Annotated in this window: 22 protein-coding genes; 16 read left to right on the top strand and 6 right to left on the bottom strand. The window is 71.4% G+C overall.

The genetic code is table 11. From position 1 onward, the window contains the following. Nucleotides 1-20: 20 nt before the first annotated feature. The 11 genes from ACFVYN_RS17265 to ACFVYN_RS17215 all read left to right on the top strand — a co-directional run bounded on the left by ACFVYN_RS17265 (nt 21) and on the right by ACFVYN_RS17215 (nt 10,471). On the top strand, nt 21-578 hold the full coding sequence (locus ACFVYN_RS17265; protein WP_389998838.1) for a DUF6817 domain-containing protein: 558 nt from the start codon (nt 21-23) through the stop codon (nt 576-578). After that, entirely contained in the window at nt 578-3,703 is a 3,126-nt protein-coding gene (locus ACFVYN_RS17260) for an amino acid adenylation domain-containing protein (RefSeq protein ID WP_389998800.1), read from the top strand. The genes ACFVYN_RS17265 and ACFVYN_RS17260 overlap by 1 nt, the downstream gene beginning before the upstream one ends. Then, entirely contained in the window at nt 3,697-4,716 is a 1,020-nt protein-coding gene (locus ACFVYN_RS17255) for a TauD/TfdA family dioxygenase (protein WP_389998797.1), read from the top strand. Before ACFVYN_RS17260 ends, ACFVYN_RS17255 begins: the two co-directional genes overlap by 7 nt. After that, a complete protein-coding gene (locus ACFVYN_RS17250) occupies nt 4,713-5,999 on the top strand; it encodes a phenylacetate--CoA ligase family protein (RefSeq protein WP_389998794.1) in 1,287 nt (428 codons plus the stop codon). Before ACFVYN_RS17255 ends, ACFVYN_RS17250 begins: the two co-directional genes overlap by 4 nt. Next, nucleotides 5,996-7,228, top strand: a complete 1,233-nt coding sequence (locus ACFVYN_RS17245) for an aminotransferase class V-fold PLP-dependent enzyme (protein ID WP_389998791.1) — start codon at nt 5,996-5,998, stop codon at nt 7,226-7,228. Before ACFVYN_RS17250 ends, ACFVYN_RS17245 begins: the two co-directional genes overlap by 4 nt. Before the next feature lie 27 nt (nt 7,229-7,255). After that, entirely contained in the window at nt 7,256-8,002 is a 747-nt protein-coding gene (locus tag ACFVYN_RS17240; protein WP_389998788.1) for a thioesterase II family protein, read from the top strand. 32 nt (nt 8,003-8,034) lie between these two features. After that, on the top strand, nt 8,035-8,286 hold the full coding sequence (locus tag ACFVYN_RS17235) for a hypothetical protein (RefSeq protein WP_389998785.1): 252 nt from the start codon (nt 8,035-8,037) through the stop codon (nt 8,284-8,286). Between the two features lie 289 nt (nt 8,287-8,575). After that, a complete protein-coding gene (locus ACFVYN_RS17230) occupies nt 8,576-8,779 on the top strand; it encodes a hypothetical protein (RefSeq protein ID WP_389998782.1) in 204 nt (67 codons plus the stop codon). Further along, nucleotides 8,776-9,270 (top strand): cysteine dioxygenase, encoded by a 495-nt coding sequence (locus tag ACFVYN_RS17225; protein WP_389998780.1) that lies wholly within the window; start codon nt 8,776-8,778, stop codon nt 9,268-9,270. Before ACFVYN_RS17230 ends, ACFVYN_RS17225 begins: the two co-directional genes overlap by 4 nt. A gap of 273 nt (nt 9,271-9,543) precedes the next feature. After that, nucleotides 9,544-9,732 carry a hypothetical protein gene (locus ACFVYN_RS17220; RefSeq protein WP_389998777.1) on the top strand — a complete coding sequence of 63 codons (189 nt, stop codon included), beginning with the start codon at nt 9,544-9,546 and terminating at the stop codon, nt 9,730-9,732. A 166-nt stretch (nt 9,733-9,898) separates the two neighbouring features. After that, nucleotides 9,899-10,471, top strand: coding sequence for a GNAT family N-acetyltransferase (locus tag ACFVYN_RS17215; RefSeq protein WP_389998774.1), 573 nt, complete (start codon nt 9,899-9,901; stop codon nt 10,469-10,471). Nucleotides 10,472-10,817: 346 nt separating this feature from the next. On the opposite strand, the gene ACFVYN_RS17210 is transcribed toward ACFVYN_RS17215, so the two are convergent. Both ACFVYN_RS17210 and ACFVYN_RS17205 read right to left on the bottom strand, forming a co-directional pair. Beyond that, nucleotides 10,818-13,298 carry an ABC transporter permease gene (locus tag ACFVYN_RS17210; protein WP_389998771.1) on the bottom strand — a complete coding sequence of 827 codons (2,481 nt, stop codon included), beginning with the start codon at nt 13,296-13,298 and terminating at the stop codon, nt 10,818-10,820. Next, nucleotides 13,292-14,059, bottom strand: coding sequence for an ABC transporter ATP-binding protein (locus ACFVYN_RS17205; RefSeq protein WP_389998835.1), 768 nt, complete (start codon nt 14,057-14,059; stop codon nt 13,292-13,294). Before ACFVYN_RS17205 ends, ACFVYN_RS17210 begins: the two co-directional genes overlap by 7 nt. Nucleotides 14,060-14,410: 351 nt before the next feature. Between ACFVYN_RS17205 and ACFVYN_RS17200 the strand changes: the two genes are divergently transcribed. The 5 genes from ACFVYN_RS17200 to ACFVYN_RS17180 all read left to right on the top strand — a co-directional run bounded on the left by ACFVYN_RS17200 (nt 14,411) and on the right by ACFVYN_RS17180 (nt 19,209). After that, nucleotides 14,411-15,718: a sensor histidine kinase gene (locus tag ACFVYN_RS17200; protein WP_389998832.1), complete on the top strand. Its 1,308-nt coding sequence runs from the start codon at nt 14,411-14,413 to the stop codon at nt 15,716-15,718. Then, the gene (locus ACFVYN_RS17195; protein ID WP_389998768.1) at nt 15,718-16,350 is read left to right on the top strand and encodes a response regulator; all 633 of its coding nucleotides are present in this window, start codon (nt 15,718-15,720) and stop codon (nt 16,348-16,350) included. The genes ACFVYN_RS17200 and ACFVYN_RS17195 overlap by 1 nt, the downstream gene beginning before the upstream one ends. 109 nt (nt 16,351-16,459) lie before the next feature. Further along, entirely contained in the window at nt 16,460-17,944 is a 1,485-nt protein-coding gene (locus tag ACFVYN_RS17190; protein WP_389998765.1) for a DUF2252 domain-containing protein, read from the top strand. Between the two features lie 63 nt (nt 17,945-18,007). Beyond that, nucleotides 18,008-18,823, top strand: coding sequence for a hypothetical protein (locus tag ACFVYN_RS17185; protein WP_389998763.1), 816 nt, complete (start codon nt 18,008-18,010; stop codon nt 18,821-18,823). A 56-nt stretch (nt 18,824-18,879) separates the two neighbouring features. Beyond that, nucleotides 18,880-19,209: a rhodanese-like domain-containing protein gene (locus ACFVYN_RS17180; protein ID WP_389998829.1), complete on the top strand. Its 330-nt coding sequence runs from the start codon at nt 18,880-18,882 to the stop codon at nt 19,207-19,209. Between the two features lie 263 nt (nt 19,210-19,472). On the opposite strand, the gene ACFVYN_RS17175 is transcribed toward ACFVYN_RS17180, so the two are convergent. The 4 genes from ACFVYN_RS17175 to paaC form a co-directional block, all read right to left on the bottom strand. Then, entirely contained in the window at nt 19,473-20,615 is a 1,143-nt protein-coding gene (locus tag ACFVYN_RS17175; protein WP_389998761.1) for an acyl-CoA dehydrogenase family protein, read from the bottom strand. Nucleotides 20,616-20,751: 136 nt separating this feature from the next. After that, nucleotides 20,752-21,810 carry a 2Fe-2S iron-sulfur cluster-binding protein gene (locus ACFVYN_RS17170; RefSeq protein WP_389998759.1) on the bottom strand — a complete coding sequence of 353 codons (1,059 nt, stop codon included), beginning with the start codon at nt 21,808-21,810 and terminating at the stop codon, nt 20,752-20,754. Further along, nucleotides 21,810-22,334 carry a 1,2-phenylacetyl-CoA epoxidase subunit PaaD gene (gene paaD, locus ACFVYN_RS17165; RefSeq protein WP_389998756.1) on the bottom strand — a complete coding sequence of 175 codons (525 nt, stop codon included), beginning with the start codon at nt 22,332-22,334 and terminating at the stop codon, nt 21,810-21,812. Before paaD ends, ACFVYN_RS17170 begins: the two co-directional genes overlap by 1 nt. After that, nucleotides 22,328-23,035 (bottom strand): 1,2-phenylacetyl-CoA epoxidase subunit PaaC, encoded by a 708-nt coding sequence (gene paaC / locus ACFVYN_RS17160; protein WP_389998826.1) that lies wholly within the window; start codon nt 23,033-23,035, stop codon nt 22,328-22,330. The genes paaD and paaC overlap by 7 nt, the downstream gene beginning before the upstream one ends. Nucleotides 23,036-23,056: the final 21 nt, after the last annotated feature.

Genomic DNA, 23,056 nt, shown 5'->3' with positions numbered 1-23,056 from the left:
AACGATATCGAAGCGATTTGGTGCAGCTGGGCCTGCACAAGATCGCGCACCAGGACGAGACCCTCCTGGATCACATGTTCCGGGCCTGCGCCATCCTCCAGGACATGAAGGCGGGGGAGCACGTCTGCCTCGCGGGACTGTTCCATGGCGTCTACGGAACGGAGGGGCTGCACAACGACAATGTCGAATCCATTCCCGAGGAAAGACGCGTCGAAGTCCGAGCGTTCGTCGGACCCCGGGTGGAGGAGATGATCCACACCTTCTCCGTCATGAACTACGGCTCCCTCGGCAAGAGCTTCCGCAACATCATGCGCCCGAAAGGGGAGCCGGCCCTGAAGGACCGGCGGACCGGTGAGGACATCCCGCTGGACCGGGACGAATTCGAGGACCTCCTCCGCATGAAACTCGGCGACGTCCTGGCGCATATGCCGCAGCAGGTCAGCCACTCCCATCTCAACCTCCCGGCCGAGTACGCGGGTTTCTGGCAGATCGCCGCCGAATACCTCGGTCCGGACGCAGTCAACACATGGAACACATTCACGAAGGGGCAGCTGTGGATCGAGCCGGAGCAGAACTGATGTCTCAGGCCTGGGAAGGCTTCCGTCTGTCGAAGCAGCAGGAGCATGTCCTGGGGCTCGTGGCGGGCGGACGGGCCGACCGTACGGTGGCCGTGGTGGGCCTCGGCACCCCGCTGGACCGCGAGGTGCTGGAGCGCGCGGTGCACGACGTGGTGTCGGCGCACGAGAGCCTGCGCACCGTCTACCGCAAGGTGCTCGGCGAGAACAGCACCGCGCTGATGGTGATCGAGGACCGTCCGCGGTTCCACGTGTCGGAGCGTTCCGGCGACGAGGCCGCGCTGACCGCCCTCGTGCGGGAGGAGGCGCGGGCGCGGACCAGCGAGGAGGACGCGGACCCGCTGCGCCTTACCCTCTTCACCCACGCCGGCGGCCGGCGGTCGCTCGTGGTGTCGGCGCCGCGGATGAGCATGGACGCCCTCTCGGCCGAGGTTTTCCTCCGGGACCTCCGGCAGGCCTGCGCCGCGCGGCTGCACGGCACCCCGTGGAGCCGCGACGGCATCGTCCAGTACGCCGACTACACCCAGTGGCAGGTCGAGGAGGGGTCGGCGAGCCCGCGCCAGAAGGAGCTCGCGGCCGACCGCGCGGCCCTGCTGACGGAGCTGCCTCCGCTGAACCTGCCGCTCGAACTCCTCTCCGACGACACCTCTCTCGCCGACCTGCGGTGGACTGTCCCCGCGCCCCTGGCACAGCGGCTTCGAAGCCTCGGCGACGACTGCGACGGCGGTCTGCGCAGCGTTCTGCTGACCGGCTGGTTCGTCGCCCTGTGGCACGCCGCCGGACGGCCGGACCGCCTGGCGGTCAACGCGCTGCTCACCCGTCGGCCGTTCCCGGAGCTCCGGACCTCGATCGGCCTGTTCGAGACTCCCGCGCCGGTGTTCGCCGCGGTCTCCGACGAGACGACGCTGACCGATCTGCTGCGCTCGGTGGACCTGGAGCTGGACGCCTTCGAGCAGGCGGACGAGAGCTCCATGGACCCGGCCGGGCAGCACGTCGTAGGCATACCGGGGTTCGCCTTCCACGACGTCACGGAGTTCGGCTCACCACAGGAGCCGGCCTTCCGCGACCTGTGGATCGAACCGTCCGACGACACGCGCAAGGTCGCGCTCTGTGCGCAGGTCCTGGACGGGGAGATCCGTCTCACCCTGCGCCACCAGGCCCTCGGCATGGCGGAGGGTGGCATCGAGGCGCTGCTCGCCTGTCTGCGCGCCGCCCTGGCGGCGCTGGGCGGCGATCCGGGGGTCGCCGTGCCCGACCTGGCCATGCTGGACGAGGACGCCGCGCGGGAGCTCGTCGCGGCCACGAACCCGGCGCAGCCGCCGGAGCGCCCCGCGGAGCACTGGCACCGCCAGGTCGAGCGGACCGCGCGGTTCGCCCCCGACGCCCCGGCGCTCAGGACGGCCACGCGCTCCTGGACGTACCGGCAGCTCGACGAGGCCGCAGGCCGGCTGGCCAACGAGCTGGTCGGGCGCGGGGTGCGCGGCGGCGAGCTGGTCGGTCTCTGCCTCGAACGCTCCGACCTGGCCGTCGTCGCCATGCTGGCGATCGCCAAGGCCGGGGCCGGGTATGTGCCGATCGACCCGAGCCTGCCCGCCAAGCGCCGGTCCGCGGTCATCGAGGCGGTCGGTCTCTGCCACGCCGTGGCGACCGAGGAGACGGCCCCGACTCTTCCGCGGGACTGCGACACCGTCCTCCTGGACGCGGACCTCACAGTGTGCGCCCACCACGCGAGCGACAGCCCTTTGGTGGCGACCACCGATGACGATCCGGCCTACGTGATCTTCACCTCGGGCTCCACCGGCGCGCCGAAGGGCGTCCTCGTCGGGCACGGGCACCTGGCGGCCTACCTCGACGGTGTGCTCGACCGGCTGCGCCTGACCGGCCCGGTCGACTCGGTCGCGCTGAGCACCCTGGGCACCGACCTCGGCAACACCGCGCTGTTCCCGCCGCTCGTCACCGGGGGCGAGCTGCTGGTCGTCGCGCCGGAGGTCTCCGCGGACGCGCAGGCGCTCGCCGAACTGCTCTCCCGCGAGAGCTACGACCTCCTCAAGATCACCCCCTCGCACCTGGAGGCCGTCTTCACCGTGGCCGAGGCACCGGAGCGGCTGATGCCGCACCAGGCCCTGGTCGCGGGCGGTGAGCCGTTCGGCTGGGGCTGGTACAACCTGTTCAAGGACTACCTCGGCGACTGCAGGCTCTTCAACCACTACGGCCCGACCGAGACGACCGTCGGCGTGCTCTGCGGGGAGGCCACCGCCTCCCACGACCTGGCCGCCCTGGCCTCCAGCGTCCCGCTGGGCACCCCGATGCGGCACGCCCGCGCCTACGTCCTGGACTCCCGGCGCCGGCCGCTGCCGGTCGGTGTGCCGGGCGAGCTCTGGATCGGCGGATCGTCCGTGTCGCACGGCTACCTGTCCCCGACCGAGGATCAGAGCGCCCGGTTCGTCGCCGACCCGTTCAGCCCGGACCCGTCAGGGCGGATGTACCGCACCGGAGACAAGGCGCGCCTCCTTCCCGACCGCACCGTCGAGTTCCTCGGCCGGGTCGACCGTCAGATCAAGCTGCGCGGCTTCCGCGTGGAGCTGGGCGAGATCGAGGCGGTCATGCGCCAGCACCCCCGGGTGACCGGCAGTCTGGTCGTGGAGGCTGGTGAGAGCACGGGCGCCCACCTCGTGGCATACCTCATCGACGCCGAGGGCGGCCGGGGCGGCGCGGAGTGGCTCCGCGAGTTCCTGGCCGAGCGCCTCCCGGACTTCATGCTGCCCGCCCACCTGGTGGCCCTGGACGCCTTCCCCCTGACCAGCACCGGGAAGGTCGACGCCTCGATGCTTCCCGAACCGGGCTTCTACACCCAGGGATCCACCGCCTACGTCGAGCCCCGGACCGAGACCGAGCAGCGGGTCGCCGACATCGTCGCGCAGCTCCTGCTGCTGCGTCAGGTCGGCGCCGACGACGACTTCTTCGAGGTGGGCGGGCATTCGCTGCTCGCGACCCAACTGGTCGCCAGGCTGCGGGACGACTTCAAGGTGAGTTTCAAGCTGCGCAACCTGTTCGAGTTCCCCGTCGTGTCGGAGCTCGCCGAGTTCATCGACCAGCTCCTCGAGAAGAAAGCGGCAGAGGCATGTTGACCCAGACGACCGGCACCGGCACGAACGGGCGCTTCACCAGGGCCCGGAGGTCCGTCGCGGTCAGCAGCGATACGCTGGTCCGCGTCGCCCCGCTGATCGACGGAACGCGCGCGGTGTCCTGCACACCGACCCTCACCGGCCTCGACGCACGGGAGTGGCTCGCGGGCTCGGGGAACGCCCTGGCCCGGCTGCGCGACGAGCACGGCGCCGTCCTGCTGCGCGGCTTCGCACCGATGGACGCCGCGGGCCTGGCCGAACTCGCCACCGGGCTCGACGGCGAGCTGCGCGACTACGACAACCGCTCCACGCCGCGCCGGCGGGTTGACGGCAACGTCTTCACGTCGACGGAGTACCCGGCCGACCAGACCATCCCCCAGCACAACGAGATGTCGTACACGGACTCGTGGCCGGCCACCCTGTTCCTCACCTGTGTCGTCCCGGCGGCCACGGGCGGCGAGACGCCCATCGCGGACAGCGCCCGCGTCCACGCCCGGCTGCCGCGCGCCACGCGTGAGCGCTTCGAACAGCACGGCGTGATGTACGTGCGCAACTTCGGCCATGGGATGGACCTGAGCTGGCAGGAGGCCTTCCAGACCGAGGACCGCGCACAGGTCGACGCCTACTGCGAGCGGCACGGCATCCAGGCGGAGTGGCTGGGCGGCGAGCGGCTGCGCACCCGGCACGTGGTGCAGGCCACCGTCAAGGCGAGGGCGACCGGGGAGACGGTCTGGTTCAACCAGGCGAACCTGTTCCATGTCAGCTCGCTTCCCGAGCACGTCGAGCGGGAGCTGCGCGAGAGCTTCGCCGAGGACGAACTGCCCCGCAACGCGCTCTACGGTGACGGCACGCCCCTGGACCCGGAGGATCTGGCGCAGATTCGCGCCGCCTACGCGGCGGAGGAGATCGCCCTGCCCTGGCAGACCGGCGACATCATGATCGTCGACAACGAGCAGTTCTCGCACGGAAGGAACCCCTACACCGGGTCCCGCACCGTCCTGGTGGCCATGGCATGAGCGACTTGACGACGTTCGAAGCCGTGCGGGAAGAGATCGCCTACGCGTTCGACAACACCGTCTTCTTCCGCAAGCACATGGAAGCCAGCGGTCTGCGGCCGGAGGACATCCGGGGCCCGGCGGACTTCCTGCGGCTGCCGCCCACCTCCAAGTCCAACTACCGGCGGAACTTTCCCGCGGGTGTACTGGCCAAGGGCTACACCCTCAACTCGCCGCACGTCATGCGCTTCCAGAGCTCCGGAACCTCCGGCGAGCGGCTGAACAGCGCCATCCTGGCCTACGACCTGGCGAGGAGGCAGGCGACAGCGCTCGGCGTGAACCGCCGCTTCGACGAGCTGTGGCGTCCCGGCAGCCGGCCCAGGATCTGCCGCTTCGCCCCGCCGAACTGCTCGGACGTGGAATGCGCCACGGGATTCTCGACCATGGAGGACCGGACGCTCGCGGACGGCACCCTGGTGCTGACCGTGGCCCACGATCTCCTGGCCACACCGGAGTGGCAGATCGTCAAGGCCCTCGACGAGATCGAGCTCTACGAACCCGATCTCCTGGTGGTGGACCCGACGCACTTCGCGTTCCTGACGAGGTGGGCGCGGCGGCTCGGCCGCAAAATCACCTCACCGCGCCGGCTGCACCTGGTGTGCGGATACACCCTCATGACACGGGTGGCGCGGCGCCAGATCGAGGACTTCATGGGCCCGGACCTGCCGATCGGCGACATGATCGGCATGTCCGAGCTCGGCTACCTCGGGTTCGAGTGCCACCAAGGGATGCGGCACATCAACGACCGGGACTTCCACGTGGAGTTCGTCCGCGACGGCGAGCCCGTCGCGGACGGCGAGACGGGCGAGCTGTACGTCACCACCAAGGACGACGCACTCGTCCCACGCATCCGGTACGCCACCGGGGACCACTTCACGCCCATGGGCAGCCCCTGCAGCTGCGGCAGCGAACTGCCGCTGGTGCGGATCGAGGGCCGCGCCACCCACATGATCCAGCTGGCGGACGGCCGTGTCGTCACCCCGGGCGCCGTCGACGCCGTGGTCGGCGACGCCCCCGGCATCGAGGTCTACAAGCTGGATCAGGACCGGACCGGAGCGTGCACCTTCCGGTACATCCCCGGCACCGACGCGCGGACCGACGGCATCGCCGCGCTCGCCCACCGCCTGACCGAAGCCCTGGCGCCGAATCCGGTGCGCGTCGAGGCCGTCGACTACATCGCCAGCGAGCGCAGCGGCAAGTTGCAGCCCTGCGTCTCCCAGATATCCGCGGAAGGTGCGCGATGACCGTTCGAGACAACCTCCGGGACGACTTCCCGGCCCTGCGGCGGAGGATCGACGGGCAGACGATCTCCTACCTGGACAACGCGGCCACGACCCTGAAGCCGCGGCCCGTCATCGAGGCGATCACCGAGTACTACGAGACCAACGGCGCGAACATCCACCGCGGTAAGCACCGCCTGTCCGAGGAGGCCTCCGACGCGTACGAGGCCTCCCGGGTGACGATCGCCGCTCACCTCGGCTCCGCGGCGAACGAGGTGGTCCTGACGCGGAACACGACCGAGGCCCTGAACCTGGTCGCCCAGGGACTGGGCCTGGAACCGGACGCCTACGTCGTGGGGTGCATGGACGCGCACCACTCGCAGACACTGCCGTGGCGGCGGGCCGGCCGCCTCGCGCTGACCCGGGTCGACGCCCACGGCAGAATCGACCGCGACCACTTCCGCGAACTGCTGCGCGGCCGGCCGAAAGTGGTCGCGCTCACGCACTGCTCCAACGTCACCGGTGTCGTCCACCCGGTGGAGGAGCTGATCGCCGAGATCCGTTCGGCCACCGACGCGGTCATCGTCCTCGACGCCGCGCAGTCCCTGCCCCATGAGCGCATCAACGTGCACGAGCTCGACGTCGACTTCCTGGCCTTCTCGATGCACAAGATGCTCGGCCCCACCGGGGTCGGCGTCCTCTTCGGCCGCAGCCGGCTCCTCGCCGGGCTGCGCCCCCTGTCGGTCGGCGGGGGCATGGTCGACTGGGTCGATCTTGACGGCAGTGTGGACCGGCGTACGCCCTTCAAGTTCGAAGCGGGTACGCCGGCCATCGCCTCCGTCATCGGGTCCGGCGCGGCGATCCGGTACCTGGAGTCGCTGGACGCCCCGGCGCTCCGACTGCGCGAGCGCGAACTCGCCGCGGCCCTGGTCGGCGGGGCGCTCACCCGCCCGGGGGTGCGTCTGGTCGGGCCGCCGGACCTGACCGACCGGATCGCGCTCGTGAGCCTGCGTCTGGAGCAGGGCGTCCCGACCGGCGAAGTCGCCCGCATGCTGAGCGACTCCTACGGCTTCATGGTGCGCAGCGGTCACATGTGCTCACAGCCGCTGGTCGCCGACCTGGCCGGCGGGGAGATTCTCCGCGTCTCCGCGTACCTCTACAACGAGGTCTCCGAGATCGAGGCCCTCTACGAGGCGCTGGACGAACTGCTGAGCTGGATAGGCCCGGCCGCGCTCGTCGCCACGCGCCGCTGAAACCACCGATCGACAGAAGGTGTTGATATGTCTGGCCTGCGGACCCTGACCCTGGTGTGCTTCCCGCACGCCGGCGGCGGGCTGGGGCGTTATCGGAGCTGGCGGGAAGACCTGCCGGACGGTGTCGAGGTGGTCCTGCCCGACCTGCCCGGCCGGGAGGGGCGGCTCTTCGACGAGCCCCTCCCGGACGTCGCCTCGGTGAGCGCGTACGCGATGCGCACGCTGGCCGCGGAGATCGCGCGCACCGAGCGACTGGTGTTCGCCGGGATCAGCTACGGGGCGCTCGTGGCGTACGACATGGCCGCGCGCCTGGAGGCCTCCGGGAAGCGGGTGGAAGCCGTGTTCGCGGCGAGCCAGCGGGCGCCGTCCACCCCCCTGCCACCGATCGACTGGCGCTCGATGGGCGACGCGGAACTGCTCGGTGAGCTCGCCGGGATCGGTGGGCTGAGCCCGGACCTGACGGACGAGGAGGAACTTCTCGAACTGTTCCTCCCCACCATCCGGGCGGAGCTCCACGCGAGCGAGAGCTATCTGAAGCCCGAGACCCACGACCGTCTGCGGTGCCCGGTCTTCCTCTACCACGGCACAGAGGACGCCGTGATCCCGGCGTCCTCGGCTCTTGCCTGGCGTGACGAGACCGACCGCCTCTCGTGGCGAAGCCTGAAGGCCGCGCACTTCCTGACCGGACCCGACGGCACGGACCTGTGGTACGAGGCGCTGCTCCAGGACCTGGCCTTGTGCACGCCCCGGCCCGCCCTCGACCGCACCCCGTGAAGCGGTCGCATTCCCTGAAGAAAGGATCAGCGATGAACGGAACACAGACCCCCGGCCTGCAGTTGCCACGCTGCTGCGCCCACCTGGTGTCATGGGACGACCGGCCCCGCACGGACCTCGCCTATGCCGTTGCCGACACCCGGGACCGCGGCGCGGAGGACCGGCAGCAGGCCACGGGGACGGAAGCGGCGGTGCCGACACCTCACGGTGCCGACACGTCATGCCGCGGCGGCGAGTCCGGTGGGGAACGCGGTGTGTTCGCCGAGCAGCTTGCGGTGCTGTAGGCAGTAGTGGAGTCGGCCGGTCATGCGGCTGAAGAGGCTGCGCATCTGAGAGCTGCCTGCGTTCCAGAGTGTCTGGAGTGCTGCTTCCGGGTGCCGGGCAGCAGACGGTGCTGTGGTACCGGACGGGCCAGTCCGCGCAACACTGCCGCACTGCCCGCAGCAGGGGTTCGGGATCGCAGGCGTGTACCGCGGACCGCGCTCCTGGACACGGTCCACACCGCGATCACGGCCACCGCCAGGGGAGTCGCCCGACCGACCTGGTGAACCGACACGAACGAAAGGAGCAGCGATGAACACAACAGAGACGCCTGGAGTGATGCTTCCCCGGTGCTGCGCCCACCTCATGACCTGGCACGAGGGTCCGCTCACCGCTCGCACGCCCGCCGTCGCCACCGGCGCCGGCCTCTGGGCCGAAGCCCTGGCCCCGGAGCCCGTGACAGCTTTCGACCTCGGCGTGCTCCGGCCCTCCGAAAGCCGGGTGGTCCGTACGTGAGCGACAGCGATCTGCAGATTGCCGGCGACATCATCGAAGTCCCGCACCTCCTGCCGCCCCCGCGTGAGCACCCGGCCACCGTCGCCGAATTCGTCGGTCTGGCCCGCTCCGTCGCCGCCGATCGCTCCCAGTGGGAGCATCTCGTCCGGTACGACGCCACGGCGCGCTGGTATCACCGGCTGCGCACCGGGCCTGGCTACGAGGTGTGGCTGCTGTCCTGGGTGCCGGGGCAGGGCAGCGGGCCGCACGACCACGGCCGCTCCTCCGGTGTGCTGACCGTGCTGGAGGGCATGCTGACCGAGCGGACGGAAAGAGGAAGGCGCGTGTTCGGGACGGGCACGCAGCGGGTGTTCGCGCCGGGGTACGTGCATCAGGTCGTCAACGACGCGCTGGAGCCGTCGGTGAGCCTGCACATCTACTACCCGGGCTTGAGCGAGATGCGGATGCACTCCGCCGCCCACTGCGAGGCGCGCACGCAGCTGGTCCGGTGACTGCCTGACGCGCTGGAGGTGGGCGCGTAGGCGGCCGGTGTCGTGCTGGTGGAGGGCGCCCGGTTTCACCAGGGCGGCAGGCCGGAACTTGCAACCGCCCTGGTTCGACCCGGGGCGGATGCGGACTACCCGCTACCGCTGCCGCGGGGCAGCGATTCCCACTCCGTGGGCGAGCACGATCTGAACTGTTCGGATGCCACCGGGTCTTGTGGAGCGCCCGGTGCCCGGAGACGGGCATGCCGGCTGCGGGAGTCGGTCCGGGGAAACCCACTGGTGGGAACACCAGCAGGGCGTCCCGGGCCGACCTCAGTGGACGGCCTCACCGCCGTCAGCGTCGAGCAGTGGCAAAAGCTTTCGGCAGACGGGATCGAACTGTTCGACCTCCAGGCGGTGACGGTCACCCGCTACCGCTACAGAGTCAACACGATCCTCAACCTCTGGACCCGCCTCAACCACGCCTGAAAGGCAGAGTGCGTGGAGATGGAGAGCACGGTACTCGGAGACGGGTACGCCGGGTTCGGCGAGCGGCACGGAGAAACGGACCGGTGGCACCGCGCTCCGGTGCCGGCTCAACAGGCACCCCCCAGTTATGCTGCCCGTTCCTGTCAGGCCAGGAAGGATCGGCACTATGAGCGGCACCCCGTTATCCTTTCCCGATCGGATCGAGCTCACAGGGGAGGGGCTCGTCCTGCGCGACTGGACGGAAGCAGACCTGGCTGCGATGCCAGATCTGTTCGACCATCCCGACGTCGCGTACTGGACGCCGATAGTCTCACCCTTCGACGAAGCGGCCGCTCGCGCACGGCTGGACCGGGACCGGCAGATGCGGGCGGAGGGCACGACCATCCTGCTCGCCATCACCGTTGACGGCTGTGCGCCGCTCGGCGAGGTGATGCTGCGGCGTGCTCCAGAGGGCACAGAGATCGGCTACGCGGTCGGCCCGGCGTACCGCGGCCAGGGGCTGGCCGCGCGGGCGGTGCGGGTGATGGCCGCATATGCCTTCGAGCAACTGGGCGTGGAACAAGTGATCCTGGAGCTGGAGGCCGAAAACGCCGCCAGCGTCGCCGTGGCCACCAAGGCGGGATTCAGCCTGCTTGACGTGCCGCTGATCGAGGGAGAGGAGAAGGGACGGCCCTATGCCCTGCAGACGTGGGGCCTGCGGCCGGCATCGTCAGGCTGTTCAGGGCGTGTCCGCCGCTGAAGAGGGCGTTCCGGTCTTGTTCGGAAAGGCGACGTGGAGGCCCTGAGAGCCGTGCTGGGGGGCGGGCTTCTCCACAATGGTGTGGCACCGCACGGTTCACAGCGAGCGTGGTGAGGGCAGCGGACTCCTGGTGTGGGCTTCCCCCGGTGCGCAGCTGACCAGGCAGACGGGAAAAGCGGGGGTACAGCGCGGGAAACGATCTTCAGATGCCCCGGTGCAGCCCCTGACCAGCGAGTTCCATCGGTGACCCACCACTGGAAGCCCCTCAGGTCCTGGACCTGGGGGGCTTTTTGGTGCCCTCCAAGGGGGGTGGGGTGGTGGCGCGGCTCACGCTGTGAGGTCTCTCTCACTCCCTCGTACCGGCCAGTTCCACGGCCCCGCGACGCATCACCCAGGCGGCAGAGGCCACCGAGAACGCCACGGCGAGGACCGCGCAGGCTCCGGTGACCGCGCCGAGCTCCGGCCAGGGGATCCGTATCGGGGCGTGCACCGAGAGCAGGCTCAGTGCGCTCTGCATCCCGGCCAGGTTGAGCCCGGCGACCAGGAGTCCGAGCACTCCCCCCACCGCCACGACCGTCAACGCCTCGGCGCCGACCAGCCGCAGCACCTGTCGGCGGGTGGCCCCGGCGAGGCGGAGCACGGTGAGGTCACGCACCCGGTCCGAGGTCGCCATGACCATCGTGTTGGCCAGCGAGATCCCGGTGTAGAGCAGGGCGATGCCGAGGACCAGCAGGAAGCCGTACCAGGTGGTCCGGTCGGTCCCGGGGTGACTCGCCCGCAGCCACTCGTCCCGGGTGCTGACGTGTCCGCCCGCCTCGCGCAGTTCACCGGCCACGACAGCGGGGTCGGCACCGGAGGCGAGGGTGACGTCCACGCGGTCGACAGGGGCGCCGGGGGCGTTGGCCGGGGTGACGTAGACGCCGTTGTCACCGGTGCCGGTCGTCATCACCGCGGCGATCCGCAGCGACTTCCTGGTGCCGTCGCCGAGCCACACGTCCACGGTCTGCCCCACGGTGTGCCGCTGCCACTCCTCGTTGACGATGATCGACCCGTCGTCGAGGTCGCTCACCTTCCCGGCGGCCAGGGGGAGATCGGCGGTCGCGGCGAGCGGCGCGGCCTCGGCGGCGCGGGCCTCGGACCTGATGAGGGCCACGCCGTCCTCCAGGACGAAGACGGCGCTCGGCGAGGTCGCGGAGGCTGTGGTGCCGGGGATCGTGCGCAGCTTCCGGAGTGTCTGCGCGTCGAAGCCCGTGGTCTCGGTGTCGGAGCCCGTGGTCCCGGTGGCGGCGGGGACGACCACGAAGTCGGCCGTGACCCGCTCGCGCGTCTCGGTGGCCCTGGCCTCGTTCAGGGTGGCGGTCGCGCCCAGCAGCGAGCCCGTGAGGGCGACGGTGACCAGGACGGGCGCCGCGACGGCTGCCGTACGGCGGACTGCCGCGGTGGCGTTCTCCCGCACCAGCATCCCTCCTGCGCCCGGCAGTTGGGCCGGCAGCCAGGAGAACAGCCGGGTCAGCGGACCCACCAGGAGCGGCGCGAGCAGCGCGATCGCGGTGATCAGCAGCGTCGGACGGCTCACGTAGGTCTTGCGGTGCAGCAACTCACCCGGATCGGTGACCAGGGCCACGGCCAGCGTCACCGCGGCGGTCAGCAACAGGCCGGTCCCGAACAGCAGGCGGCCCCAGGTCATCGCTCTGGAGTCCACGGAGGCCTCGCGCAGTGCTTGGGCGGCGCCGGTGCGGCCCGCCCGCCAGGACGCGGCGAGCACACCGAGCAGCGCGACGAGCAGACCCGTCCAGAAGGCCATGTGGTACGGCCACCTGGAGTCGCCGATGGTGAACCAGCCGGGTGCGAGGCCGACGTCGACCACCCGGTCGGCGAGGCGTGGAGCGGCGTACGAGCCGAGCACACAGCCGGTGGCCGAGGCGAGGACGCCGACCAGCAGTGCCTCCGCGCACACCGTCCGGCGGATCTGTCCGGGCGTGGCTCCCGCGGTGCGCAGCAGTCCGAACTCGCGGCGCCGCTGTGCGACCGCGAAGGCGAAGGTGGACGCCACGACGAACACGGACACGAACGCGGTGACTCCGCCGGCGGTGCCGAACAGGGCGTTCATCGCGGTGAGCGCCTTGTGGTCGCGGTCCGGGTCGGGGTCGGCGAAGCGGCGGGCGCTGCCGGTGAGGACGTGGACGGATTCGCCCTTTACTGCTGCTCGTACGTCTCGCGCATCCGCCTCCACCACGAGTTGCGTGCTCCTGGGGGACAACTCGGCGGCACGGGCGTCGGTGTGGAAGACGGCGGTCTCGAAGCCTCGGGAGCGGACGGTGCCTACGACTCGCACGGTGCCGTGGTCGGTGCGCAGCCGGTCGCCGGGACGCGTCCAGTCACCGGTGACGACCACTTCGTCCGCGGTGCGGGGGGCGCGGCCTTGTGTCATCTCGTACGGGGCGAACGCGGCGGTGGACCAGGGGTGGCCGACGAGATCGTGGGGGCCGCCCTCGGCGCGTACCGGGAAGGAGCGGTCCGGGACGACCGTGCCGAGCCTCCTCAACGTGGCCACGGTTGCCTCGGGCACTGCGCGGGGCTGGGTGAGCTTGCGTGTTTCACGTGAAACATGGGCGCCGATCGCGGTCGGCACGCTCAGGGTGTTCTGGCCCTGGACGACGACCGGTGCGGTGGCGAATCGCTCGGGCCTTCTCTCCGGCGCGTCCAGCGAGGAGGCGAGGGTCAGTCCCATCACGGCGAGCAGGGCGACGCCGAGGGAGAGAGCGACGAACGTGCCCAGGAAGGTGGACCAGCGGGTGCGGAGGGTGTGGAGGGCGATGGTCAGCACGGCCGGCCTTCCGGGTGGGTGCCTGTGGCGGTGGCGGGTGTGGAGTGGGGCGCGCGGTGGAGTGTGTGAGGGGTGGTGGGCCGGGCTGGTGATGTGACCTCCAGCGTGGCCAGGTGGGTGGCGATGGCGTTCGTGCCGGCTCCGGCGAGCTCGCCGCTGACCCGGCCGTCGACGAGGAAGATCACGCGGTCGGCACAGGACGCGGCCACCGGGTCATGGGTGACCATGACGACCGTCTGGCCCTCGCGGTCGACCATGGCCCGCAGCAGGTCCAGTACCTCGCGGCCGGTCTGTGAGTCCAGGGCGCCGGTCGGTTCGTCGGCGAAGAGGACCTCGGGACGGGTGACCAGGGCACGGGCCAGGGCGACGCGCTGCTGCTGGCCGCCGGACAGCTCCGTCGGCCGGTGCCGGGCGCGCTCGGCGAGGCCGACCTGCTGGAGCACCTCGCGGATCCGCGCCCTCGGGACGCGTCGGCCGGCCAGCCTGAGGGGCAGGGCGACGTTCTGCTCGGCGGTGAGCGAGGGCAGCAGGTTGAAGGACTGGAAGACGAACCCGATGCGCTCACGCCGCAGGAGGGTCAGTTTGGTCTCGCTGAGCGTCGTGAGCTCGGTACCGCGCAGGGCCACCGAGCCCGAGGTGGGCCGGTCCAGGCCCGCGGCGCACTGCAGCAGGGTCGACTTGCCGGAGCCGGAGGGGCCCATGACGGCGGTGAAGCTGCCGCGGGGGAAGGCGAGGGTGACGTCGTGGAGTGCGGTCACCATGGTGTCGTCGGGTGAGGCGCGTCTGCCGTTGGTGTCGCGCGTCCTGCCGTATGCCGTACGGAAGGTCCTGCCGTGTGTCCTGTCGTGTCTCCGGTCGTGTGTCCTGCCATACGTCTTGGTGACGGATCGCAGGCTGATGGCGTCGGTGGTCAGCGTGGTCATGGGTCCCCCACTCGTCCGGTCTCTTCGGTGCTCAACGAAACCGTTCGGAGGGGCTCGGGCGCAGTGCGGCGGGACCGAGACCTGGGGTAGGGCCTGCCATACCCTCACTTCTCCGTCCTGCCCCATGGCCCGGTCCCGCACCGCGCTTCTACGGTGATCCGCATGCATCCTCGGAATGTGTGGCAGGCCATGTCCCGGCCGGGCTTCCTGCTGTCGGCGTGGCCCTGGCGCTCGGTCGGTTATCTGCTGAGCGGTGCGGTGGCCGGTGTGGTCGCACTGGCGGGGATCGTGACGCTGGCGGTGGTCGGCGGGGCGCTCACCGTCGTACTCGTGGGAATGCCGTTGCTCGTCATGCTGGCGCTGTCCGGTGTCGTGGTCGCCCGGATGGAACGGCGCCGGCTGCGCCTGGTCGACGCGGACCCCGTACCCGATCCCCATCGGGCGCCCACCGCCACCGGGCTGTGGGCCTGGCTGACGACGCGGCTGAGAGAACAGTCGACCTGGCGTGAACTCGGGTACACCCTGCTGTTCGCCGGACTGCTCTGGCCCGTCGACGCCCTCGCGGTCACCGTCGCCGTGCTCTTTCCGGTCTCCGTGGCCGCCGCCCCGCTGCTGATGGCCACCGTCGGGGACGGCCGGGAGGTGAAGGTGCTCAAGCAGTGGACGGTCACCACCTGGCCGACGGCCTTCGCGGTGGCCGTACTCGGGCTGCTGCTCCTGGCGGCCGGCCTGTACGCGCTGGGAGTCGTGGCGGGTGCCCGGGCCGGGCTGACGCGGTCGCTGCTCGCCTCGCGCGACGGCGACCTGGACGCCAGGGTGGTCGAACTGAGTCGTTCGCGTGTGCGGTTGGTGGACGCCTTCGAGGCGGAGCGCAGGCGCATCGAACGCGATCTGCACGACGGCGCCCAACAGCGCCTGGTCGCCCTGACGATGGCCATCGGCCTGGCCCGTCTCGACGCTCCGCCAGGCCCCCTCGCCGACCAGCTCGCCAAGGCCCACGACGAGGCGGGCAAGGCCCTGGCCGAACTGCGTGAGCTCATTCAGGGCATCCACCCCAAGGTCCTCGCGGACTACGGCCTGGCCGCCGCCGTCGCCGACGCCGCGGACCGTTCCTTCGTCCCGGTCGACGTCGATCTGTCGGTGCCGGGGCGGCTGGACCAGGCCGTGGAGGCGGCCGCCTACTTCGTGGTCTGCGAGGCCCTGGCCAACGTCGCCAAGCACAGCGGGGCGAGCCGGGCCGAGGTGCGCGGCGGCCACTCCCACGGTCGACTGCTGCTGGAGGTGCGGGACGACGGCCGCGGCGGCGCGGACCCCTCGGCGGGCAGCGGGCTGACCGGACTCGCCGACCGGGTGTCGGTCCTGGATGGCACACTCTCCCTGTCCAGTCCGCCGGGCGGTCCGACCCTGTTGCGTGTGGAGTTCCCTTGCGAGGTCATCGAGTCGGCCCAGGCCCGCGGGACGGACGGGGCGACGGCGGAACGCGATCGCTGCGGGTAGTGCTCGCCGAGGACAGCGTGCTGCTGCGCGAGGGGCTCATCGGCCTGCTCGGCCGGTGCGGCCACGAGGTCGTCGCGGCGGTCGGCGACGCCGAGGCGCTGCTGGTCGCGGTCGAGGAGCACAGCCCCGACATCGTCGTGACGGACGTCCGTATGCCGCCCGGCTTCCAGGACGAGGGCCTGCACGCGGCGGTCCGCCTGCGAGGGCGGCGCCCCGGCCTGCCGGTGCTGGTCCTCAGCCAGTACGTGCAGCGGGCGTACGCCTCCGAACTCCTCGACTCCGGAGACGGCACGGGTGTCGGCTATCTGCTCAAGGACCGGGTGGGCCAGGTCGAGCAGTTCGTCGACGCCCTGTGCGAGGTCGCGGACGGCGGCACGGTCGTGGACCCCGAAGTCGTACGGCAGTTGCTGCGCCGTCGCCGTGACCCGCTGGAGCGGCTCACCCCGCGCGAGCGCGAGGTCCTCGCGCTGATCGCCGAGGGGAAGTCCAACGGGGCGATCGCCCGGGAACTGGTGGTCTCCGAGGCCGCGGTCGGCAAGCACGTCGGCGGCATCCTGACGAAGCTGGACCTGCCGCCGGCGGAGGAGACACATCGGCGGGTGCTGGCGGTGCTGGCGTACCTGCGGGCGTGACGGGCGGCCGTAGGGCAGGGCCTTTTCTCCACGGAGTTTTCCACAGCTGTGGAGTTGTCCACAGGGTCTGACGCGTTGTGGCCGGTGGTTGTACGGTCGGCACGAGTTGATGTTCTTGCGAGTCACGGGGGAGGCGGTCGCGGTGACCGAGGCCGGTGTGGAGACGACGGCCGCGGCGCCGGGCGGTGAGACGTCCGGCACTGCGGCCGGGGCCCGGCGGCCCCGGGTGCGCGGCTTCGCCCAGTGGCCCGTCGAGGGCTCGCCCAAGAAGGAGGGCAAGGCCCTGCGGGAGAGGGTCCCGCGCAGTGCCCATGCGGCGCTCGACCTCGACATCTCCCGTCCCGGCGCGGTCGAGGCCGTCGAGGAGTCGAGCCGGGGCCGCATCCCCGAGCTGACCCCGCTGCGGGTGGGCCGGATGGCGGCCACGCCGTTCGCCTTCCTGCGCGGCTCGGCGGGCCTCATGGCGTACGACCTCGCCGGCACCCCGATGACCAGGATCCGCGCCCAGATCTGCGGCGACGCGCACGCGGCGAACTTCGGCCTGTACGGCGACGCCCGCGGCGACCTGGTCATCGACCTGAACGACTTCGACGAGACGGTGTACGGCCCCTGGGAGTGGGACCTCAAGCGGCTCGCCGCCTCCCTGGTCCTCGCGGGCCGGGAAATCGGCGCCGACGAGGACACCTGCCGGGCGGCGGCGCACGGGGCGGTGGGCGCGTACCGGCGCACCATGCGGCTGCTCGCCAAGCTCCCGGTGCTGGACGCGTGGAACGCGATCGCGGACGAGGAGCTCGTCTCCCACACCGACGCCCACGACCTGGTCGGCACGCTGGATCGGGTCTCGGAGAAGGCGCGGGCCAACACCAGCGGCCGCTTCGCGGCGAGGTCGACGGAGCTCACCGAGGAGGGCGGCCGGCGCTTCGTGGACGCACCGCCGGTGCTGCGCCGGGTGCCCGACGAGGAGGCCGCGGCGGTGGCCGCGGCCCTGGAGCACTACCTGAGCACGCTCTCCGAGGACCGCCTCCCGCTGCTGGCCCGGCACGCGGTGCACGACGTGGCGTTCCGTGTCGTCGGCACGGGCAGCGTGGGCAGCCGCTCCTACGTCGTCCTGTTGCTTGACCACCGCGGCGAACCGCTGGTCCTCCAGGTCAAGGAGGCCCGGGCCTCGGCCCTGCTGCCGCACCTGGTCACCGCGGGCTTCGACGCCCCGTCGGTCGACCACGAGGGGCGCCGGGTGGTCCTGGGCCAGAAGCGGATGCAGGTAGTGAGCGACATCCTGCTGGGCTGGACGACCGTCGAGGGCCGTCCCTTCCAGGTCCGCCAGTTCCGCAACCGCAAGGGCAGCGTCGACCCGGCCGCCCTCTCCGCCGACCAGATAGACGACTACGGCCGGATGACCGGCGCCCTCCTGGCCCGCGCCCACTCGCACAGCGCCGACCCCCGCCTCCTCTCCGGCTACTGCGGCAAGAACGACGAACTCGACGAGGCGATCGCCACGTTCGCCGTCACCTACGCCGACCGCACGGAGGCGGACCACGCGGACCTGGTGGCGGGGATCAGGGCCGGGAGGGTGGCAGCGGAGACGGGCGTGTGAGCCCGGCAACCGCGGGGCACATCCGATGACGCCCGGGCCGGTCGGCGCGGCTACGCTGTTCGGATGACGTCCCCCGAAGCTGACCCCCACGGCACCGCCGCCGCAGGTACGGAGCGGTTGGAGCGGGCCGTGCGGGCCGCCGAGCAGGCGCTCATCGAGTACGAGATCGCGGTGGAGACCTTCCGCATCGAGGTGGAGAACTTCTCCCGCCTGCACCACCAGAAGCTCGGCCCCATGTACACCCGCCTCGACGAGCTGGACGCGCAGATCGCGGAGATCCGGGCCGCCCGCAGCGGCGACCCCGAGGATCTGCGCAAGGCGGAGGAGGCCCGCGAGCGGGTGCTGCCGATGCCCGGCGTCGAGGAGCTGTTCCACGGCTGGATGGACGGGGAGGGACTGTTCCCGGAGGCCGCCGCGATGCTCACCGACCAGCCGGTGCGGCCCCCGCAGCGGGTGCGGCCCAGTGACGAGGCCCGCAAGCTCTACCGCGAGCTCGCCCGCAAGGCCCACCCGGACCTCGCCCAGGACGAGACCGAGCGGGCGCGGCGCGAGGAGTTCATCACCCGGGTCAACGGGGCCTACTCGCGCGGCGACGAGCCCCTCCTGCGGGAGCTGTCCGAGGAGTGGGCCGCCGGCCCCAAGCCGCCGGAGCAGGGCCCCACACCCAGCGAGGAGCTCTACGCCCGCCTCGAATGGCTCGCCCGGCGCAAGGAACTGCTCTCGGTGGTGGCGCGGGAGCTGGAGGAGAGCGCGATCGGCTCGATGCTCCGGATGGCACCGGACGACCCGGACCGTCTCCTGGAGGAGATCGCCGAGAAGCTCCTGGCCGACGTCTCCACCCGTGAGGCGGAGCTCGCGGAGCTGCTCACGCAGGAGTGACCGGCTCCGTCCCCGGGGCGTCAGGTAGCGTCGGCTCCATGAATTTCGGTGCTGGTGTGCCCACGGTCCAGGTCACGGACCTCAAGGACGGCGATTTCCTGCTGGATGTCCGTGAGGACGACGAGTGGCAGGCGGGTCACGCCGAAGGGGCGCTGCACATCCCCATCAGTGAGTTCGTGGCCCGCTACGGCGAGCTGACCGAGGCCGCCCCCCAGGACGGCCGGGTCAACGTGATCTGCCGCTCCGGCGGCCGTTCGGCCCAGGTCACGATGTACCTGGCCCAGCAGGGCATCGACGCCGTGAACGTCGACGGCGGAATGCAGCTGTGGGCCGAGGTGGGCCGCCCCGTGGTGACCGACGACGGCCGACCGGGTTTCGTGCTCTAGCCTTCGGCAGTCGAGGGCGGCTGGGCTTCGGGGCGGGTGCGGTGCCGGGCGGCGGGGCCCGGTGGTGGATGTCAGGCGGCCATGCCTGGTGGTGGCTGCCCAGTCGTTGCCCCCCGCTCGGTCGCCGCGGCCACCACGCGCCTCCGGCGGCCGCCGAGCAGACGCAGACACATCTCCGACGGGGTCAGCATGAGGACGCCGGACGGGACAAGCACCGGCATGTCCAGCCCCTGCTGCTGTCGCGTCCGCTGGTGCGGTTCGCGTCAGCCCAGGGGATGCGCCGCCAGCAGATCCCCCAGCGCCTCCTCGTGCGCCGCCGCCGGACCGAGCGACAGCTCCAGGTGCTTGGCCCAGGCGTGGTACCGGTGCAGGGGGTAATCGGTGTCGGCACCGAACCCGCCGTGCAGATGCTGTGCCGTCTGCACCACCCTCCGTACCCCCTCCGATGCCCAGATCTTCGCCACGGCGACATCCCCCGCGACCGGCAGCGCGCCCCGCGCTCCCGAGGTGAGCCGCCACGCGGCCTGCCACAGCGTGACCTCCATCGCGCGCAGGTCGATGTAACGGTCGGCGGCCTGCACGGCGACGGCCTGGAAGGTGGCCACCGGGAACCCGAACTGCTCCCGCTTGCTGGTGTATTCACTGCTCATCCGCAGCACCCGCTCGCCCAGCCCGAGCGCCAGCGCACAGGTCCCCGTGGTCAGCAGATCCCGCAGCCACTCCCACGCGCCCTCGACGTCGATCACGTCCCGCGCGGCGATCCGCACCGACTCCAGCCGCAGCTCGCCCAGCCGCTCCCCGCTGGTGGAGAACTGCTCGCCGAGCGCGACCCCGTCATGGACCCGGGGCACCAGTGCGAGGACGGTCCGGCCCGCGGCCGTATGCGCCGGTACGACGACGAGGTCCGCGTCGTACACCCACGGCACCGCCGTCTGCACCCCGTCCAGGATCCAGTCGGTGCCCTCCCCCTCCTCCTGTCGCGCGGTGACGGCGAGTTCGGCGGGGTCGTGCCCGGTCCGGCCGCTGGCGGCGACGGTCAGCACGACCTCCCCGTGCCCGGCCCGCTCCAGCAGTTCCCCCCTCAACTCCGGCCCGCCGTAAGCCTGTACGGCCGCCATGGCCGCGCTGCTCTCCAGTAGCGGCACCCGCGCCAGCACCTTCGCCGACTCACGCAGCACCAGGCACAGCGCGACGGCGTCCAGGGCCGCTCCGCCGTACTCCTCGGCCGACAGCAGGCTCAGCAGGTCCGCGTCGGCGAGCCTGGCCCACAGCGCGCGGTCGAACTCGTCGGCCACGGCACCGGTGGTCAGCGCCGGAGACGGCACCGCGTCCGGCGCGACATCGGCGAACACCCCCCGCGCCGCCTCGGCCGCCGCCTGCTGCTCCTCGCTGAAGGTGAAGTCCACGGTCCCAGTCCTTCCGACGGGTCGGCAGATCGGGTCAGCTGATCTGACGGTCCGTCAAGATAGAACAGGTTCTAGAAGAAGGGAACGGGCTCCCCGAGCGGACTCTCCCCGGAACCAGCCTCCCCCTGTCTACCGCCTACCTGTCGAAGTCCAGCTCCACCTTCTCCGTCACCGGATGCGACTGGCACGCCAGTACATAGCCCGCCTGCGTCTCCTCCGGCTCCAGGGCGAAGTTGCGGTCCATGCGCACCTCGCCGGAGACCAGGAAGGCCCGGCAGGTCCCGCACACCCCGCCCTTGCAGGCGTAGGGCGCGTCGGGCCGGTTGCGCAGCACCGTCTCCAGCAGTGACTCGCCGTCCTGGACGGGCCAGCTGCCGCCGCGCCCGTCGAGCCGGGCGGTCACCGTGCTGTGCGTGGGTGCGGGAACCGTCCGCGCCGGAGCAGCCCCCGCGTCCACATGGAAGATCTCCTCGTGGATCCGGGTACGGGCCACCCCGAGCTCCCGCAGCGCCTTCTCCGCGCCCTGCACCAGTCCGAACGGTCCGCACAGGAACCACCCCGCCACCCGGTCCACCGGCAGCAGCGCCGGCAGCAGTCCGGTCAGCCGCTGCCGGTCGAGCCGCCCGGACGGCAGCCCCGCCTGCTGCTCCTCCCGGGAGAGGACCGTGACCAGCTGGAACCGCTCGGGGTAGCGGTCCTTCAGGTCGGCGACCTCCTCCAGGAACATCGTCGACGCGGACGTACGGTCGCTGCGGATCAGACAGAACCGGGCCTCGGGCTCACGCGCCAGCAGTGTCGCCACGATCGACAGCACCGGGGTGATGCCACTGCCACCGACGATCGCCGCGTACAGACCGGGCGCCGGGTCGAGGGTGAACCGGCCCGCCGGCGTCATCACCTCCAGCACATCGCCGGCGTTGATCTCCTTGAGCGCGTACGTCGAGAAGGCGCCGCCCTCCACCAGCCGCACGCCGACCCGCAGTTCGCGAGGTCCCTCTGCGTCGGGCGCCGGGGAGCAGATGGAGTAGGTCCGGCGTATCTCCTTGCCGTCGGCCGTGCGGCGCAGGGCCAGATGCTGGCCCGCGGCGTGCCGGAACTCCTCGCGCAGCTCGGGCGGAACGGTGAGGGTCAGGGCCACGGAGTCGTCGGTGGGGCGGTCGACCGCGGCCACCAGGAGCGGGTGGAAACGGGCCATCACAACTCCTTGAAGTGGTCGAACGGTTCACGGCAGTCCAGGCACCGCCGCAGTGCCTTGCATGCGGTGGAGGAGAACCGGCTGAGCAGCTCGGTGTCGGCGGAACCACAGTGCGGGCAGAGCACGGCTTCGGTCTCCGCGTCGAGCGTGCGCGTCGGCCCCAGTCCCACCGTGACCGGTCCTGCCGCCACCGCGCGGGGTGGTGCTATGCCGAACTCCCGCAGTTTGCGGCGCCCTTCGGCCGTGATGTCGTCGGTCGACCAGGCGGGCGCGAGCACGGTGCGGACGGTGACCTCTCGCACGCCGTGTTCACGCAGCACCCGCTCTATGTCCAGGGACATCGCCTCGATGGCAGGGCAGCCGGTGTACGTCGGGGTCAGTTCGACCTCGACCAAGTCCGCGCCCCGGACGTGCACCGCGCGCAGCACACCCAGTTCGCGCAGGGTGAGCACGGGCAGTTCGGGGTCGGGCACCGACCCGGCGAGCGCCCACAGCTCGGTCTCCAGCGGGGTGAGCGTCACCATGACGCCCCCGGGTGACTGCGGTGCAGGTGCTGCATCTCGGCGAGCATCCGCCCGAAGGACTCGGTGTGCAGGCCCTGCCGTCCCGCCCCGGCGGCCCATGCACCCGAGCGCGGCCCTCCGGGAACGCTCAGGGTGGCCCGGCGCAGGACCTCTCCCACGGACGCGAGCCAGGCGGCCTCCATGCGCTCCCCGTCGACCTCCACCCCCTCCACCGGCTGGAACATCTCGCCGGTGAACCGCCACAGAGCCTCACACGCCCGCAGCATCCGCGTGCGGCTCTCCTCGGTGCCGTCGCCGAGCCGCAGGGTCCACTGCTCGGCGTGGTCGCGGTGGTAGGCGACCTCCTTGACGGCCTTCGCGGCGAGCGGGGCGAAGGGGCCGCCGCCCGCCGCCAGTTCGGCGTAGAGCAGGTGCTGGTAGGTGGAGAAGTACAGCTGGCGGACGATGGTGTGGGCGAAGTCGCCGTTCGGCTGCTCCACCAGTTGGAGGTTGCGGAAGGCGCGCTCCTCGCGCAGATACGCCAGTTCGTCCTCGTCGCCGGCCATGGACAGCAGCACCCGGGCCTGGCCGAGCAGGTCAAGGGCGATGTTGGCGAGGGCGACCTCCTCCTCCAGGACGGGGGCATGGCCCGCCCACTCGCCGAGGCGGTGCGAGAGCACCAGCGCGTCGTCGCCGAGGGCCAGGGCCGCCGCCGTTTGAATCGGGGAGGACGCGGAGGCCGG

Source organism: Streptomyces sp. NPDC058307 (assembly GCF_042880295.1).
In the GTDB taxonomy this organism is placed as follows: domain Bacteria; phylum Actinomycetota; class Actinomycetes; order Streptomycetales; family Streptomycetaceae; genus Streptomyces.
This window is presented reverse-complemented; position numbering and strand designations above follow the sequence as displayed.